Source organism: Allobosea sp. 10L417 (assembly GCF_056395485.1).
Genome location: NZ_JBFTJP010000006.1, coordinates 231,190 through 245,367, shown reverse-complemented (window position 1 = coordinate 245,367; position 14,178 = coordinate 231,190). Strand labels below are relative to the sequence as shown.

The 14,178-nt window shown below is 65.5% G+C and carries 16 protein-coding genes; 10 read left to right on the top strand and 6 right to left on the bottom strand.

The window, feature by feature from the left end:
• The first annotated feature begins 101 nt into the window (after positions 1 to 101).
• On the top strand, positions 102 to 1,034 hold the full coding sequence (locus AC1DE3_RS16980) for a DMT family transporter (RefSeq protein WP_476780437.1): 933 nt from the start codon (positions 102 to 104) through the stop codon (positions 1,032 to 1,034).
• 119 nt (positions 1,035 to 1,153) lie between these two features.
• Positions 1,154 to 1,654, top strand: a complete 501-nt coding sequence (locus tag AC1DE3_RS16975; RefSeq protein WP_476780438.1) for a histidine kinase — start codon at positions 1,154 to 1,156, stop codon at positions 1,652 to 1,654.
• 10 nt (positions 1,655 to 1,664) lie between these two features.
• Here the strand turns inward: AC1DE3_RS16975 and AC1DE3_RS16970 are convergent, their stop codons facing one another.
• Positions 1,665 to 2,348 (bottom strand): TetR/AcrR family transcriptional regulator, encoded by a 684-nt coding sequence (locus AC1DE3_RS16970; protein ID WP_476780439.1) that lies wholly within the window; start codon positions 2,346 to 2,348, stop codon positions 1,665 to 1,667.
• Positions 2,349 to 2,496: 148 nt separating this feature from the next.
• On the opposite strand from AC1DE3_RS16970, the gene AC1DE3_RS16965 reads away from it, so the two are divergent.
• From AC1DE3_RS16965 to bfr, 5 genes are all read left to right on the top strand, one after another.
• Complete coding sequence (locus AC1DE3_RS16965; protein WP_476780440.1) at positions 2,497 to 3,705, top strand: HlyD family secretion protein; 1,209 nt, start codon at positions 2,497 to 2,499, stop codon at positions 3,703 to 3,705.
• A 21-nt stretch (positions 3,706 to 3,726) separates the two neighbouring features.
• Positions 3,727 to 5,313, top strand: a complete 1,587-nt coding sequence (locus AC1DE3_RS16960; RefSeq protein ID WP_476780441.1) for a DHA2 family efflux MFS transporter permease subunit — start codon at positions 3,727 to 3,729, stop codon at positions 5,311 to 5,313.
• A 236-nt stretch (positions 5,314 to 5,549) separates the two neighbouring features.
• Positions 5,550 to 6,083, top strand: a complete 534-nt coding sequence (gene irrA, locus AC1DE3_RS16955) for an iron response transcriptional regulator IrrA (RefSeq protein WP_476780442.1) — start codon at positions 5,550 to 5,552, stop codon at positions 6,081 to 6,083.
• Complete coding sequence (locus AC1DE3_RS16950) at positions 6,080 to 6,367, top strand: (2Fe-2S)-binding protein (RefSeq protein ID WP_476780443.1); 288 nt, start codon at positions 6,080 to 6,082, stop codon at positions 6,365 to 6,367. Before irrA ends, AC1DE3_RS16950 begins: the two co-directional genes overlap by 4 nt.
• 130 nt (positions 6,368 to 6,497) lie before the next feature.
• Positions 6,498 to 6,989, top strand: a complete 492-nt coding sequence (gene bfr, locus AC1DE3_RS16945) for a bacterioferritin (RefSeq protein ID WP_441513952.1) — start codon at positions 6,498 to 6,500, stop codon at positions 6,987 to 6,989.
• A gap of 128 nt (positions 6,990 to 7,117) precedes the next feature.
• On the opposite strand, the gene AC1DE3_RS16940 is transcribed toward bfr, so the two are convergent.
• Entirely contained in the window at positions 7,118 to 7,810 is a 693-nt protein-coding gene (locus AC1DE3_RS16940) for a cold-shock protein (RefSeq protein WP_441513953.1), read from the bottom strand.
• Positions 7,811 to 8,135: 325 nt separating this feature from the next.
• Here AC1DE3_RS16940 and AC1DE3_RS16935 point away from each other — a divergent pair, with 325 nt between their 5' ends.
• Entirely contained in the window at positions 8,136 to 8,750 is a 615-nt protein-coding gene (locus AC1DE3_RS16935; RefSeq protein ID WP_476780444.1) for an N-acetyltransferase family protein, read from the top strand.
• A 72-nt stretch (positions 8,751 to 8,822) separates the two neighbouring features.
• On the opposite strand, the gene AC1DE3_RS16930 is transcribed toward AC1DE3_RS16935, so the two are convergent.
• Positions 8,823 to 9,530, bottom strand: coding sequence for an AprI/Inh family metalloprotease inhibitor (locus AC1DE3_RS16930; protein WP_476780445.1), 708 nt, complete (start codon positions 9,528 to 9,530; stop codon positions 8,823 to 8,825).
• A gap of 177 nt (positions 9,531 to 9,707) precedes the next feature.
• Here AC1DE3_RS16930 and AC1DE3_RS16925 point away from each other — a divergent pair, with 177 nt between their 5' ends.
• The gene (locus AC1DE3_RS16925) at positions 9,708 to 10,091 is read left to right on the top strand and encodes a RidA family protein (RefSeq protein ID WP_476780446.1); all 384 of its coding nucleotides are present in this window, start codon (positions 9,708 to 9,710) and stop codon (positions 10,089 to 10,091) included.
• Positions 10,092 to 10,109: 18 nt separating this feature from the next.
• On the opposite strand, the gene acs is transcribed toward AC1DE3_RS16925, so the two are convergent.
• Positions 10,110 to 12,062 (bottom strand): acetate--CoA ligase, encoded by a 1,953-nt coding sequence (gene acs, locus AC1DE3_RS16920; protein WP_476852590.1) that lies wholly within the window; start codon positions 12,060 to 12,062, stop codon positions 10,110 to 10,112.
• Positions 12,063 to 12,297: 235 nt separating this feature from the next.
• Here acs and AC1DE3_RS16915 point away from each other — a divergent pair, with 235 nt between their 5' ends.
• Positions 12,298 to 13,431 carry a DUF2235 domain-containing protein gene (locus tag AC1DE3_RS16915; protein WP_476852589.1) on the top strand — a complete coding sequence of 378 codons (1,134 nt, stop codon included), beginning with the start codon at positions 12,298 to 12,300 and terminating at the stop codon, positions 13,429 to 13,431.
• 4 nt (positions 13,432 to 13,435) lie between these two features.
• Here the strand turns inward: AC1DE3_RS16915 and AC1DE3_RS16910 are convergent, their stop codons facing one another.
• Both AC1DE3_RS16910 and AC1DE3_RS16905 read right to left on the bottom strand, forming a co-directional pair.
• Entirely contained in the window at positions 13,436 to 13,846 is a 411-nt protein-coding gene (locus AC1DE3_RS16910) for an EVE domain-containing protein (protein ID WP_476780449.1), read from the bottom strand.
• Positions 13,846 to 14,172, bottom strand: a complete 327-nt coding sequence (locus AC1DE3_RS16905) for a hypothetical protein (protein ID WP_476780450.1) — start codon at positions 14,170 to 14,172, stop codon at positions 13,846 to 13,848. The genes AC1DE3_RS16910 and AC1DE3_RS16905 overlap by 1 nt, the downstream gene beginning before the upstream one ends.
• Between the last annotated feature and the right edge of the window lie 6 nt (positions 14,173 to 14,178).

Sequence of the window (14,178 nt, the reverse complement as noted above, 5' to 3'; positions counted from 1 at the left end):
ACGGGCAATGTCCACGCGCATGGGCGGGTGACCGTCTTTGCGTGTGAATATGCAGGGCAAAACGGCTAAGGCTTGAGCATCCCTGCCCGTGAATCGAGCCCTTGCCCAACGCTCCCCTTCCTGAGCAACCGGTCGCCCCTCCGCAGGAAGGCAGATCGCTTCGCATCGACAATTCCGCGCGCGGCATCGCGCTCTTGCTGCTCTCATCGATTTTCATGTGCAGCGGCGATATCGCCTCCAAATATCTCGCGACCACCTTGCCCGCGCTCCAGATCACCTGGATGCGCTACGGCACGTTTGCCGCGATCATGCTCGCCACCGTCTGTTTCACCGGCGGCTTTCGCAGGATGAGCACGCGGCGGCCGGGCCTGCAGGTGCTGCGGGCGCTGGGCGTGACGATTTCCTCGATCCTGTTCGTGGCGGGGCTGCACGACCTGCCGATGGCGGACGCCACCGCCACCTCCTTCGTCTCGCCGCTCTTCGTGACGGCGCTCTCCATTCCCATTCTGGGCGAGGTCGTCGGCTGGCGGCGTTGGCTGGCCACGATCGTGGGGCTGATCGGCGTGATGGTTGTGGTGCGCCCCGGTGGCGCCGGCTTTCATGGCGCGTCGTTCTTCGTTCTCGGCTCGTCGTTCTTCTGGGCGTTTTCGCTGATCATGACCCGGATGATGAGCCGCACCGAGATTCCAGTGGTGACGCTGGCCTATTCCGCCACAATCGGCTTCATCCTGCTTTCGTTGGCGGCGCCGTTCAGCTGGCAGGCGCTCGATCTCAAGGCCGTCATGATCGGCGTCTTCATTGGCGGCATCTCGACGATAGGGCATATCTTTCTGATTCAGGCCTTCCGGTATGCGGATGCCTCGCTGCTAGCGCCCTTTGCCTATTCGCAACTGCTCTGGTCCTCGATCTTCGGCTATCTGGTTTTCGCAGCGATCCCGGATATCTGGACCTATGTCGGCGCCAGCATCATCGCGGCGTCAGGACTATACACGGCCCATCGCGAGCGCATCCGCGCCAGGCAGGTCGCCGGCTGACGGTCGGTAACCAAGGATCGCGATAGAGACTCAGCTTCGCCTTAGGATGCGCGGCATGGCGGCAATGTTGCTATAGGATGACGTTACGCCATCCGGCGTCTTCTTCCCAGGAACGACCTATGCCGATCCATCTCGCACGCGCGGTTCTCGCCGCCAGCCTTGTCCTGCTGCCCGGGCTCGCAAGCGCCAAGACCTATTCGATTCCCGATCCCAACCCCGTTGCGGTGATCACGATGCCGGACGATTGGGAATCCACCGAGATCGCCAAAGGTGTCGAATCGACGTCCGACGACGAAGCCGTCTACATCTCGGTCGAGGTGACGGAGCTGAAGGACGCCGCACAGGCCATCGCCGAAGCGGTCACCTGGCTGAAGAGCAAGGGCGTCGTCGTCGATCCCGCGACGCAGGAGAAGAAGCCGTTCTCCAACAATGGCATGGAAGGCGTCCAGGTGCAGTGGACCGGCAAGGACGAGGACGGCCCTACCCATGTCAGCCTAACCTTGCTGCAGGCCACCGAGACCAAGGGCCTCGTGGTGACCTACTGGGCCTCGCCCGAGGGCGAGAAGGAGAACCTCAAGGATTTGGCGTCGATCATCGACAGCCTGAAGGCGCTGAAATAAGGCGTCGCGATCAGCGTGGGGCCGGCTCGGCGCCGGTCCCGCGCCCATAGCGCGCCATGAACATCGCGATCGCCTCGGCAACGACGCGCTGGACCTCCTCGTCGCTCGGCGGCATGCGCACGGCATTAAACAGGCGTGGGCGCGTCAGCGTCGCCTGGCAGAGATCGAGGAACTGGACGGCGGCCAGATAGGTATCGTCGATCGCGAGCTTCCCCTCGGCAACCATGCGGTCGAGATAACCCGCAATCAGCCGCGATCCGAGCATCGGCCCGTTCTCGTAGAATTCCCGGCCGAGATCCGGCATGCGCTCGGCGACGCCGATGACGACGCGATGCGCGCTGACGGCCAGATCGCCATTGATCATTCGCACGATGCAGCGGCCGAAATTGCCCAGCGCCCGTACCGGATCGGAATCCTCGTTCAGGGCCTCGATGGCGCCGCGCTTCTGCGTCTCGCGCTCGCGCTGGATCAGCGCCACGAAGAGATGCTCCTTGTCCTGGAAATAGACGTAGAGCGTACCCTTCGAGACGTTCGCCGCCGCGGCGATGTCGCTCATGCTGGCTGCGTCGAAGCCGCGCGAGGTGAAGATTTGCAAGGCGCCATCGAGGATCTGGCGGCGCTTGTCCGGATCCGCGCCGGCGATCCGGCGGTTGCGCGGGCCCGTCTTTACCGGGACTTCAGAGGTTTCCGTCATCATACTCTGGCCCGACCTGCGGGCTCTGCATGGCAGCTGCGAAAAAGAATCGAACCAATCGGTTCGATTTGACTTGATATGCAATATCTCTCGCGCTATTTCAAGCGCAATCGAACCGCATGGTTCGAATTGACATGCAGGACGCACGATGTCTGCTGAAACCGCATCAGAACCCCGCCGCGACCGGCTGAAGCTGGTCGATGCCAAGGCCGAGACCGCCCAGCCGGCCGAGCCCGTCACCGCCCGCGAGGCGCGTGAAGCGCCGGTCAGGGACGCCCCGCCTGCTGCCGAGCCTGCGAAGGCCAAGGGCGGCAAGAGCCCGCTGAAGCGTGGCCTCATGATGGTCGCGGCGACTGCCGTCGTCGGCGCCGGCCTGTGGTACGGCATCGACTGGTGGCGGAATGGCCGCTTCATCGTCTCGACCGACGACGCCTATGTCGGCGCCGAGATGGCGACGATCTCGGCCAAGCTCGCGGCGAATATCGCAGCGGTCTCAGTGACGCAGAACCAGGAAGTCAAGGCCGGCCAGCCGCTGGTCGCGCTCGATGATGGCGACTGGCGGATCGCGCTCGACAGTGCCCGGGCCAAGACCGCCACGGCGCGAGCCACGCTGGCGCGCATCGACAGCCAGGTCGAGGCGGCGCGCGCCGCACTTGCCCAGGCCCAGGCCCAGCAGAACTCCGCCGAGGCGGCGGTGACCCGCACGGTCGCCGATTTCGAGCGCGCCAACAGCCTCGCGGCCAAGTCCTACGGCTCGCAGGCAACACTCGATGCGGCGACGGCTGCGCGCGACCAGGCGGTGGCTTCGGTCGCGAGCGCCAAGGCCGGCATCGTGCAGGCGCAGGCCAATATCAAGGTGCTGGAGGCGCAGCGCGTCGAGGCCGCCCGCCAGATCGACGAGCTCAAGGTCGCCGAGCAGAAGGCCGAGCGCGACCTCACCTTCACCAAGATCGCCGCGCCGATCGACGGCGTCGTCGCCAACACCAATCTGCAGCTCGGCGATCTCGTCAGCGCCGGCAAGCGCCTGATGTCGATCGTTCCGCTCGATCAGGTCTATGTCGATGCGAATTTCAAGGAGACCCAGGTCGGACCGCTGAAGGTCGGCGACAAGGCGAGCGTCACCGTCGATGCCCTGCCGGGCAAGGTCTTCCATGGCACGGTCAGCGGCATCGCCGGCGGCACGGGCTCGGTGTTCACGCTGCTGCCGCCCGACAACGCGACCGGCAACTTCACCAAGATCGTGCAGCGCGTTCCGGTGCGCATCGCGCTGGACAAGGAATCGGCCGGTCAGCATGTGCTGCGGCCGGGGATGTCAGTCGTGGTCTCGATCGATCCCCGTCCCGCCAGCCAGCGCTGACCCCCTATCGAGGAGGCCGCCATGGCCACCGCGACCCTGAATGCGCCGGCGGGAGCGCCGCCGGCAACGGACGCCATCCCCCTACGCCGGATATTCGCCTTCCTGGCGATGGTCTTCGGCATGTTCATGGCGATCCTCGACATCCAGATCGTCTCGGCCTCGCTGGCGGAGATCCAGGCCGGCCTGTCCGCCTCGGCCGACGAGATCGCCTGGGTGCAGACGGCCTATCTGATCGCGGAAGTGATCATGATCCCGCTTTCCGGCTATCTCAGCCGGGCGCTGTCGACGCGCGTCTTCTTCTCGATCGCCGCAGCGGGCTTCACCATATCCAGCGTGCTCTGTGCCCAGGCCTCCTCGATCAACGAGATGATCCTGTGGCGCGCCGTGCAGGGCTTCATCGGCGGCGGCATGATCCCCGGCGTCTTCGCCGCAGCCTTCACCATCTTTCCGCCGTCGAAGCGCCCGGTGGTCTCGCCGCTGATCGGCCTCGTCGCGACGCTGGCGCCGACGATCGGCCCGACGGTCGGCGGCTATCTCAGCCACGCCTTCTCCTGGCACTGGCTCTTCCTCGTCAACGTCGTGCCGGGCATCGGCGTCACGATCGCGGCCTGGACGCTGATCGATTTCGACAAGCCCGACCACAGCCTGATCAAGCGCTTCGACTGGCTGGGCCTGGCCGGCATGGCCGCTTTCCTCGGCAGCCTCGAATATGTGCTCGAGGAGGGGACGCGGCTCGACTGGTTCCAGAGCCATGAGATCGTGCTCTTCTCGGTCGTGATGGTGTTCGGCGCCGTATTGTTCTTCTGGCGGGCACTGACGCGCGACGACCCGCTGGTCGATCTCTACGCCTTCAAGGACCGCAACTTCGCCTTCGGCTCGCTGTTCTCCTTCTGCATGGGCATCGGCCTGTACGGGTTGACCTATCTCTACCCGGTCTATCTCGGGCGCATCCGCGGATACGATGCACTGATGATCGGCGAGACCATGTTCGTTACCGGCCTTGCCATGTTCCTGACGGCGCCGATCGCGGGGCGGCTCTCGGCCAAGCTCGATCCGCGCGTGATGATGATGATCGGCTTCGCAGGGTTCGCGCTCGGCACCTGGTGGGCCTCCTTCATCACCGCGGACTGGGACTTCTACGAGCTTCTCGTCCCGCAGATCCTGCGCGGCTGCTCGCTGATGCTGTGCATGGTGCCGATCAACAATATCGCGTTGGGGAGGCTGCCGCCGCAGCAGCTCAAGAACGCTTCCGGCCTCTACAATCTGACCCGGAATCTCGGCGGCGCCGTCGGGCTCGCGGTGATCAACACGATGCTGAACACTCGCACGGACCTGCACATCACCAGGCTGCACGAGATGGTGGTGGCCGGCCGCGGCGTGGCGGAGGAGGCGCTCGCCAATACGGTGCAGCGCTTCGGCGACTATGGCGACGCAGCGCAGAAGATGGCGCTGGCCCTGATCAACCAGCGCGTCCACAAGCAGGCGCTGGTCATGGCCTTCAGCGACGTCTTCCTTGCCCTGACCTTGATCTTCGCGAGCCTGGTCGTGCTGTCGCTCTTCCTGCGCAAGCCGCCCAAGGCGGCTGCCGGGGGCGGCGGCGGTCACTGACCCCCTGGCCGATTGCGAGCGCGGCCGCCGGCCGGGCCCCGCTGCCCCGCGCCAGGTCTCGCAGACGTCTCCGAGCGTACGATTTCGTGATCGGCAAACTGTGGTCGCTGCCGGATGTCGCAGCCGCGAAGATTGACAACCGACGCCGACCTTGGCAAATATGTTAGTAATATCAGTAGTTTAGAGGATTTCTAAACTGCGCGGCCGGGCGACCGGCGTGGTGGAAGGCGTTATCGATGGGCGTTCTGACGAACAAGGATCAGGATCACAAGCCGGTGGCAGGCGACCATATTCCGTGGCCGCAGAAGAACCCTGCCTCCTGCCCGATCAGCTCGGTGAAGGCCCGTCTGCGCTCCGCCGGCCTGCGGCCGACGCGCCAGCGCATGGCGCTGGGCTGGCTGCTCTTCGCCAAGGGCGACCGCCATGTCAGCGCCGAGATGCTCTATGAGGAGGCGATCCGCGCCCGCGAGCCCTTGTCGCTGGCGACCGTCTACAACACGCTGCGCCAGTTCTCGGAAGCCGGCCTGCTGCGCCAGGTTTCGGTGTCCGGGCCCAAGACGTTCTTCGACACCAACGTGTCGGAGCACCACCACTTCTACAACGAGGACGACGAGACGGTCACGGATATCCCGGGCTCGACGATCCATGTCGCCGGCCTGCCGGAGGCGCCGGAAGGGATGGTGATCTCCTCGGTCGAGGTGATCGTGCGTCTGCGCCGCGCCGATGGCGAAGAGATCGAGACCAAGCGTGTGGTGGGCCATCACGCGTGATTGTTTGCTCCTGCAACGTTATCTCCTGCCGTCAGATCAAGGGCACCGTCGCTGCTGACGGCAGCGGTCCGCGGACGGCGGGCGAGGCCTATGACTGCCTCGGCTGCAGCCCGGATTGCGGGCGCTGCGCCCGCGAGGTGCGGACCCTCCTGGCCGAGGCGCGTGCCGCTTGCGCAACGCAGTGCCATAGCTGTGCCAGCCGCGAGATCGAATGCGCGGTGCATGTCACCGTCGAGCGCATGCTTGAAGGCATCGCCCTCTCCGAGGATGCCGCTGCGGCCTGAGTCGCTGCGGGCTTTTTTGCTTTGCCCGCTCGCATCGGGCGCGCAGCGAAGACGGTTTTCCCTCTTCCCTTCTGAGGCTACCCTGTCTACATTAGTATCATTCTAATGTAATTGATTGAGGGGCTCCGCCATGAAGGGCGATAAGAAGGTCATCGAATATCTCAACAAGGGGCTGCGCTCGGAGCTCACAGCCATCAACCAGTACTGGCTGCATTACCGGATGCTCGACAATTGGGGGCTGAAGGAGATGGCCAAGACCTGGAAGAAGGAATCGATCGAGGAGATGGTCCATGCCGACCGTTTCGTCGACCGTATCCTCTTCCTCGAAGGATTCCCGAACCTGCAGACGCTCGACCAACTGCGCATCGGCGAGAACGTCAAAGAAGTCATCGAGTGCGATCTCAAGGCCGAGGTCGAGGCGCGCGCGCTCTATCAGGAAGCGGCGAAGTATTGCCGTGACGTCGGCGACTACCCGTCCGAAGACCTGTTCAAGGCGCTGATGAAGGATGAGGAGGGCCATATCGACTTCCTCGAAACGCAGCTCGACCTGATTGAGCGCGTCGGCCTCGAACTCTACACCCAGAAGCACATCGGCGGTCTCGAAGGCGATCACGACCATTGAGAATGGCGCGGGGAGCGCGCCTTTGGCGCGTTTCCCGGTCTATGCTGCCGTTTGGCTGCTGCTCAAGCGAGAAAAAGAAAAGGCCCGCCATCGGCGGGCCTTTGACGTTTGGAGCGATCCGATTCGGGTCAGATGAAGCTGACGTTCGCAGCTTCCGGGCCCTTGCGGCCGGCGCGGATCGAGAAGCGCACGCGCTGCCCGTCGACCGGCGGCTGGAGGCCGCTGCGGCTCAGCGACGAGACATGCAGGAACACGTCCGGGCCGCCCTTGTCGGGGGCGATGAAGCCGAAGCCACGATCCGAGTTGAAGAACTTCACGGCGCCGTCGAAGGGGCCTTCGACCGGGCCGCTGTCGCGGTCCTGGAAGCCGCCGCCGCGAGGGCCGCGATCGCCGCCGCCGAAGCCGCCGCCACCGAAGCCACCGCGGTCGCCGCCGCCGAAGCCGCGATCACGATCGCCGCCGAATCCGCCCCGATCCCGATCGCCGTAGCCGCCACCGAAATCATCGCGCGGCGGGCGCGGCGAGAAGGCGCGCGGAGCCGGCGCGGTCTGGGTCGCGGTGGAGGCATCGATCTCGTGGATCGCAACGACCTGGAGACCGCGGCGTCCCTCGCCGAGATCGGCGACGATGGTGGCGCCGGGCAGCAGGTCCTGCTGATCGAGCGGGCCGATCGCCGAGACGTGCAGGAAGACATCGCCCGAACCATCGGAGGGCGATGCGAAACCGAACCCCTTCTCGGGGTCGAACCACTTAACCTTGGCTTCGATATTTTCGTGCGTGACGAAAGGCTGGGCAGCAGGAGGCTTGCGACGATCGAACATGGAGCTTCAAGTATGAGTGACCGGGAGCACGCAACTTAGCTCATGCCGGACGCGCCGTCATCGGGGTACGTGCGAAATTATCGCACGACGATATCCGCGGTTGTAGTGCTTTTTTTCGTGGCATCCCCAGGCTGTGGAGAGCCGGTCATCATGTCTTTTCTGCATGATGTTTTGCGTTTCAGGCTTAAATCTTGGTCAGACCCGGCAAAAATGCCGCAGGTCGGCGCCTTGCATTCGCCCGAATCCCGCACAATCTGGAGAACGCTTTAGGGAAGATACGCTCCTGGTCGGCAGTGCGCGCTTCGCGCTGTTCAGGAGATGATAATTGGCTCGTTCGAAACTCGCCGGCGTGAAGGCCGGCACCGGCATGATCCGGCGGCTTTGGCCGACGGAACGCGATCTGTTGCGGGAGCATCTGCTACGGCTCGATCCCGTGACACGCCATCAGCGGTTCGGCACCGCGGTCAATGATGCCTTTCTCGAGAACTACGCGGCGACGACCTTCGGCGTGGGCGGACTGGTCTATGCCTATGTCGAAGACGGGATCGTGCGCGGTGCGGCCGAGCTGCGCGGTCTCGACGACATCGTCGCGCAGACCGGCGAGGCGGCTTTCAGCGTCGAGAGCGGCTGGCGCCGCCGCGGTATCGGCTCGGACCTTTTTCACCGATTGATCACCGCGGCGCGCAATCGCAGCATCCGCACGCTCTACATGACCTGCCTGCCCGGCAACGCGGCGATGCGCCGGCTCGCCGCCAAGTTCGAAGCGGATCTCGTCGGCGGCTACGCCGATGTGGAAGGCGTGATCATGACGGGAGGGCCGACACCCTTCACCATTCTCGACGAGGCGCTGGACAATGCGACCGGCTTTGCGACGCTCGCCCTGTCGATCCAGAAGAATTTCTGGCCGACGACCCTGCTTGCACGCGCGCTCAGACCCTAATTCCTTGTCGGTCGAATGCGGCGAGGGCGGATTGGCATCCTTCCGCCCGCGATCCAGATGCGGGGCCGCGGATTACCGGCTGAGCGACAGCCCCGCACCGGACTTGGTCACTGCCCCATCGAGCGAGCTGGGGCCGCCGCGCAGACGGGCCGCAACGGTGCCACCCTGCTGGTAGAGATAGACCTCGCCGTCGCGATAGTCCCACGCCGTGATCTTCTGGAGATCCCTATTCGCGCAGCCCGACGAGCTGGCGCGATAGAGATCGAGCGTCGGCGTGCTTGACAGCTGAATCCGGCAGGAGCCGCCGGTCGCCTCCCGTGCCGTCCAGCCGCCGACCATGCCGTCGCGGCTTCCGGCCGCGCGCGGCGCGGTGGCGCTTGAGCCGAGCCCTGCGACCTGGTTGCTGCTGCCGCGCAGGCCGGGCGACTGCTCCGGCTGGCCTGTCGGCGGCAAGGGCTGGCCGCCTGGCGGCAGCGGCTGGCCCTGCGGCGCGCCGGCGCCGGGATTGAAGAACGGGTCCTGCGGCGCGGGCAGGCCACCGCCTGCCGACGGGGGAGCGGAGGCCATCGGAGAGCCGGGGGGCGGCGGCAGCGGCTCCGACGTGATCGGTGCCGAGCTGACCGGAGGCGCGGAAGGCAGCACCGGCTGACCGTAGGATGGCGAATTCATCACCGGGCCGGTGAAGCGTTGAGAACCTGCGCAGGCGGTCAGAACCAGCAGAGGCAGAAGGGCGGCCGCGCGGGCGAGGGCGGCAGGCGTGGCAATCTTCGTCGTCGTCATGCGGCGCGGGTTCCGATCTCGGTCAGCCGAACTTTGCGTCATTAACACAGGAACGCAATGAACGCGGCATGAGCATGATCTAGCGCAGGCCGGGCGCGATGCGAACCCGTGACAGATGCTCTGGTTCCAACAGATGTGGGCAGGCATAGTCCGGGCGATTCCCGGAGACCTCGCGATATGAAGCCGCTCAACCCCGCCGCGATTGCGCCGCCCTTCGCCCGTTACAGCCATGGTATGGAATTGCCGGTGGGCAAGCGGCTCGTCTTCTGCTCCGGCCAGCTCGGGATCGCCGCCGATGGGAGCGTGCCCGAGGATGTCCGGGCGCAGGCCGACCTGTGCTTTGCCAATATCGCAGCGATTCTGGCCGAGGCCGGGATGACGCTCGCCGACATCGTGCGGGTCAATGCCTATGTCACCGACCGCGCCTACATGAAGGGCTATATGGAATCGCGCGACGGCCATGTCGGTGCGCCGCCGCCGGCTTCGACTCTGATGATCGTCTCGGGCTTCACCCGGCCGGAATTCAAGGTCGAGATCGAAGTGGTGGCGGCTGCCCATTGAGCGCCGCCACCAAGGGCATCAGCCCGCCTTGCGCTTGTTCTGGCGGTTCTCGATGAGGTCGTCGACGACGGCCGGGTCGGCCAGCGTCGAGGTGTCGCCGAGCGCGCCGAACTCGTCCTCGGCGATCTTGCGCAGGATGCGGCGCATGATCTTGCCGGAGCGGGTCTTGGGCAGGCCGGGCGCGAACTGGATCAGGTCCGGCGAGGCGATCGGGCCGATCTCGTTGCGGACATAGGCGACGAGTTCCTTGCGCAGCGTGTCGCTGGGCTGTTCGCCGGCCATCAGGGTGACATAGGCATAGATGCCCTGGCCCTTGATGTCGTGCGGATAGCCGACGACCGCAGCTTCCGAGACCGACGGGTGAGCGACCAGCGCCGATTCGACCTCCGCCGTGCCCATGCGATGGCCGGAGACGTTGATGACGTCGTCGACGCGGCCGGTGATCCAGTAATAGCCGTCGGCGTCGCGCCGGCAGCCGTCGCCGGTGAAATACTTGTTCGCGTAGGTCGCGAAATAGGTATCCATGAAGCGCTGATGGTCGCCATAGACCGTGCGCATCTGGCCCGGCCAGCTGTCGGCGATGACGAGGTTGCCCTCGCAAGCACCTTCCTGCACTTGGCCGGCAGCATCGACGATCTCGGGCTTGACGCCGAAGAAGGGCCGGGTGGCCGAGCCGGGCTTGAGCTTGGTGGCGCCCGGCAGCGGCGTGATCAGGATGCCGCCGGTCTCGGTCTGCCACCAGGTGTCGACGATCGGGCAGCGGCGCTCGCCGACGACACGGTGATACCACTCCCAGGCTTCCGGATTGATCGGCTCACCGACCGAGCCGAGCAGGCGCAGCGAGGCGCGGCTGGTCTTCTTCACCGGCTCCTCGCCTGCGCCCATGAGCGAGCGGATCGCGGTCGGCGCGGTGTAGAAGGTGTTGACCTTGTGCTTGTCGATCACCTCCCAGAAGCGGGAGATCGACGGATAGGTCGGGATGCCCTCGAACATCAGCGTCGTCGCGCCATTCGCGAGCGGGCCATAGAGGATGTAGCTGTGGCCGGTCACCCAGCCGACGTCGGCGGTGCACCAGTAGACGTCGCCGTCATGGTAGTCGAAGACGTATTGGTGGGTGATCGCTGCGTAGACCAGATAGCCGGCCGTGGTGTGCAGAACGCCCTTCGGCTTGCCGGTCGAGCCCGAGGTGTAGAGCAGGAAGAGCGGGTCCTCCGCATTCATCTCGGCCGCCGGGCAATCGCCGGAAACCTTGGCGGCTTCGTCGTGATACCAGACGTCGCGGCCGTCCTTCATCGCGACATTGCCGCCGGTGCGCTTGACGACGATGACGGTGCCGATGCCGCCCTTCACCTTGTCGTCGGCGAGGTCCACGTTCTTCTTGAGCGGGACCGAGCGGCCGCCGCGCAGGCCTTCATCGGCAGTAATGACGATCTTGGAATCGGAATCCTCGATGCGGCTCGCCAGCGAATCGGGCGAGAAGCCGCCGAASACCACCGAATGGACAGCGCCGATGCGCGCGCAGGCGAGCATGGCATAGGCCGCCTCGGGGATCATCGGCAGGTAGATGGTGACGCGGTCTCCCTTCGCAACGCCATGTGCCTTGAGCACGTTCGCGAACTTGCAGACCTCGGCATKGAGCTGGCCGTAGGTGATCGTCTTCGACTCGGCAGGGTTGTCGCCTTCCCAGATGATCGCGGTCTGGTCGGCGCGCGTGGCGAGGTGCCGGTCGACGCAGTTATGGGCGACATTGGTGGTGCCGTCCTCGAACCATTTGATCGAGACCTTGCCCGGCTCGTAGCTGGTGTTCTTGACCTTGGTGTAGGGCTTGAACCAGTTGATCCGCTTGCCGTGCTCGCCCCAGAATTTCTCGGGATCCGCGACCGAGGCCGCATACATCTCCTGATAGCGAGCGTTGTCGACCCAGGCCTTCTCGGACCAGCCGGCGGGCACGTCGTAGATCGTCTCGGACATTCGGGTGTCTCCCCAGACTTAGGCCGTCTGTGTTGCGTTGGTCCCTCGGCTCTCGCGAGCTGTCGGGGACATCGCTTCCTTTGAATTCCGCGCATCATAGGATGCGAGCGCGGCGCGGCAACCCATTGTGCGTCGCACTTTCGTGGCAGGGGCAGGCGCTGGAAGCATGGTTCCGGGCCAAATTGTCCCCGGAGCGTCTCATCACATGGTAGGGTGCGGGGGCAGGAGGGGCTCCATGGCGCGCAATGTCTGCATCTTCTCGGATGGGACGGGGCAGGCCGGAGGCGCGAACCCGATCAACTGGACGAGCATCTATCGCCTGTTCATGGCGACGCGGGAGGTCGATCCCGCCCGCCAGATCTGCTTCTACGACCCCGGCCTTGGCTCCAACCCCGACGAGGGCGAGATTCGCGGGCCGTTTCGGCGCTTCAAGGACCTCCTCGCCCAGGCAACCGGCTACGGCATCACCGACAACATCATCGACTGCTACGCCGCGTTGCTCTGCGCCTACAGGCGGGGCGACCGCATCTTCCTGTTCGGCTTCAGCCGCGGCGCCTACACGGTGCGCAGCCTCGGCGGGGTGCTTGCGCTCTGCGGCGTGCCGGGCGGCTTTATCAATGTCCTGCGCTGGGACGGTTTCACCGACGCGATTCAGGCGCGCGAGGTGCGGGCGCTTGCGGCCAGCGCGGTGAAGGATGTCTACATGATCCGCGACCGCGCAGCGCGGATCGAGGCCGCGGCGGCGTTCCGGCAACGCCATGCTACCCAGCCGGCGCCCCCCTTCTTCGTCGGCGTCTGGGATACGGTGCGCGCGCTCGGCCTGCCGGCTATCGGGAGCCTGCCGGGGCGCCACAAATTCCACGACGCGATCCTCAACCGGCGGGTCGCCCATGGCCGCCAGGCGCTCGCCATCGACGAGAACCGGCAGGTCTTCGCGCCCGAGCTCTGGGACGAGACGCAGGCGCCGCCGGGACAAATCAGGCAGGTCTGGTTCGCCGGCGTCCATACCGACATCGGCGGCGGTTATGGCCTGCAGATGGGGCTGTCGGACCTGACGCTCGGCTGGATGATCGCGGAAGCGCGGGCGGCCATGCCTCCGCTCATGGTCGAGCCGGGGTTGGTCGCGGAGCTCAGACCGGATGCGCTCGGCCTGCAGCATGACGAGCGCAAGACATCGTGGCTGCCCTGGAGCGAGGGCACGCGGGAAAGTTTCGTGCTGCACGGGTTCCAGCCGCAACCGGCACGGATGGCGCCGGCCGTCGAGACGCGCCTGCAGGCGCAGGCGGTGCCGATCCTCGATGAGAAGCTGCCCTACAGGCCACGGGCCCTGGCGACCTATCCGCCCTTCGCCGGATATTATCGCGGCTGAGCGGTCAGAGGCCGCCCATCTTGCAGACGATGGCCCATTCCTCGTCCGTCACCGGCTGGACCGAGAGGCGGAAGGAGGTGACGAGCGACATCTTGGCGAGCTTCGGCTCGGCCTTGACCGCTGCGAGCGAAACGGGCTTCGGCAGCGGCTTCACCGCCTTGAAATCGACGAGCACCCAGGGCGGCCCGGCGTCTTCCCAGGGATAGGCTTCCCTGATGACCTCGACGATGCCGACGACCTCGAGCCCCTCGTTGGAGTGATAGAAGAAGACCTGATCGCCCTTCTTCATCGCCATCAGGTTGAGTTTGGCGGTATGATTTTTCACTCCGTCCCAAGGCGTGCCTTTGACGCCGGCCTTGACCTGGTCGTCCCAGGACCAGACCGAGGGTTCGGATTTGATCAGCCAGTGAGCCATCAGGCCTCGTCCTCCTTGTGCGGCACCGGCGGCTGCGACGCCGCCTCGCCCTGTTCATTCCAGAACCGCACCATCTCGCGCGTCAGTGCGGCGTAATCCTTGGGGTCGAGCTCGATCCGGACCTCGCCCTCGCCGAAGGGCAGGATCAGCACGAAGCGATGCGTGCCCTCGGCCTTGCGCCGGCGATGCTGGAGCACCGGGCCGGCGATCCGCCCGGCCAGCGGCACGGGCTGGCCTTCGGCGACGAGCTCCGAGCCCGTGGTCTTGCGGACTTCGGCGATGCCGCGCGCGACGCGCTTGGTGAGGTCGGACCAGTCGTTTGCCATGTCCCT

What these genes read in the sequence shown, in the direction of transcription:
- AC1DE3_RS16970 (WP_476780439.1), bottom strand. Translation starts at nt 2,348, where the DNA reads ATGACGGAAACCTCTGAAGTCCCGGTAAAGACGGGCCCGCGCAACCGC.
- AC1DE3_RS16975 (WP_476780438.1), top strand. Translation starts at nt 1,154, where the DNA reads ATGCCGATCCATCTCGCACGCGCGGTTCTCGCCGCCAGCCTTGTCCTG.
- AC1DE3_RS16910 (WP_476780449.1), bottom strand. Translation starts at nt 13,846, where the DNA reads ATGGCTCACTGGCTGATCAAATCCGAACCCTCGGTCTGGTCCTGGGAC.
- irrA (WP_476780442.1), top strand. Translation starts at nt 5,550, where the DNA reads ATGGGCGTTCTGACGAACAAGGATCAGGATCACAAGCCGGTGGCAGGC.
- AC1DE3_RS16940 (WP_441513953.1), bottom strand. Translation starts at nt 7,810, where the DNA reads ATGTTCGATCGTCGCAAGCCTCCTGCTGCCCAGCCTTTCGTCACGCAC.
- AC1DE3_RS16905 (WP_476780450.1), bottom strand. Translation starts at nt 14,172, where the DNA reads ATGGCAAACGACTGGTCCGACCTCACCAAGCGCGTCGCGCGCGGCATC.
- AC1DE3_RS16965 (WP_476780440.1), top strand. Translation starts at nt 2,497, where the DNA reads ATGTCTGCTGAAACCGCATCAGAACCCCGCCGCGACCGGCTGAAGCTG.
- AC1DE3_RS16930 (WP_476780445.1), bottom strand. Translation starts at nt 9,530, where the DNA reads ATGACGACGACGAAGATTGCCACGCCTGCCGCCCTCGCCCGCGCGGCC.
- AC1DE3_RS16960 (WP_476780441.1), top strand. Translation starts at nt 3,727, where the DNA reads ATGGCCACCGCGACCCTGAATGCGCCGGCGGGAGCGCCGCCGGCAACG.
- AC1DE3_RS16925 (WP_476780446.1), top strand. Translation starts at nt 9,708, where the DNA reads ATGAAGCCGCTCAACCCCGCCGCGATTGCGCCGCCCTTCGCCCGTTAC.
- bfr (WP_441513952.1), top strand. Translation starts at nt 6,498, where the DNA reads ATGAAGGGCGATAAGAAGGTCATCGAATATCTCAACAAGGGGCTGCGC.
- AC1DE3_RS16915 (WP_476852589.1), top strand. Translation starts at nt 12,298, where the DNA reads ATGGCGCGCAATGTCTGCATCTTCTCGGATGGGACGGGGCAGGCCGGA.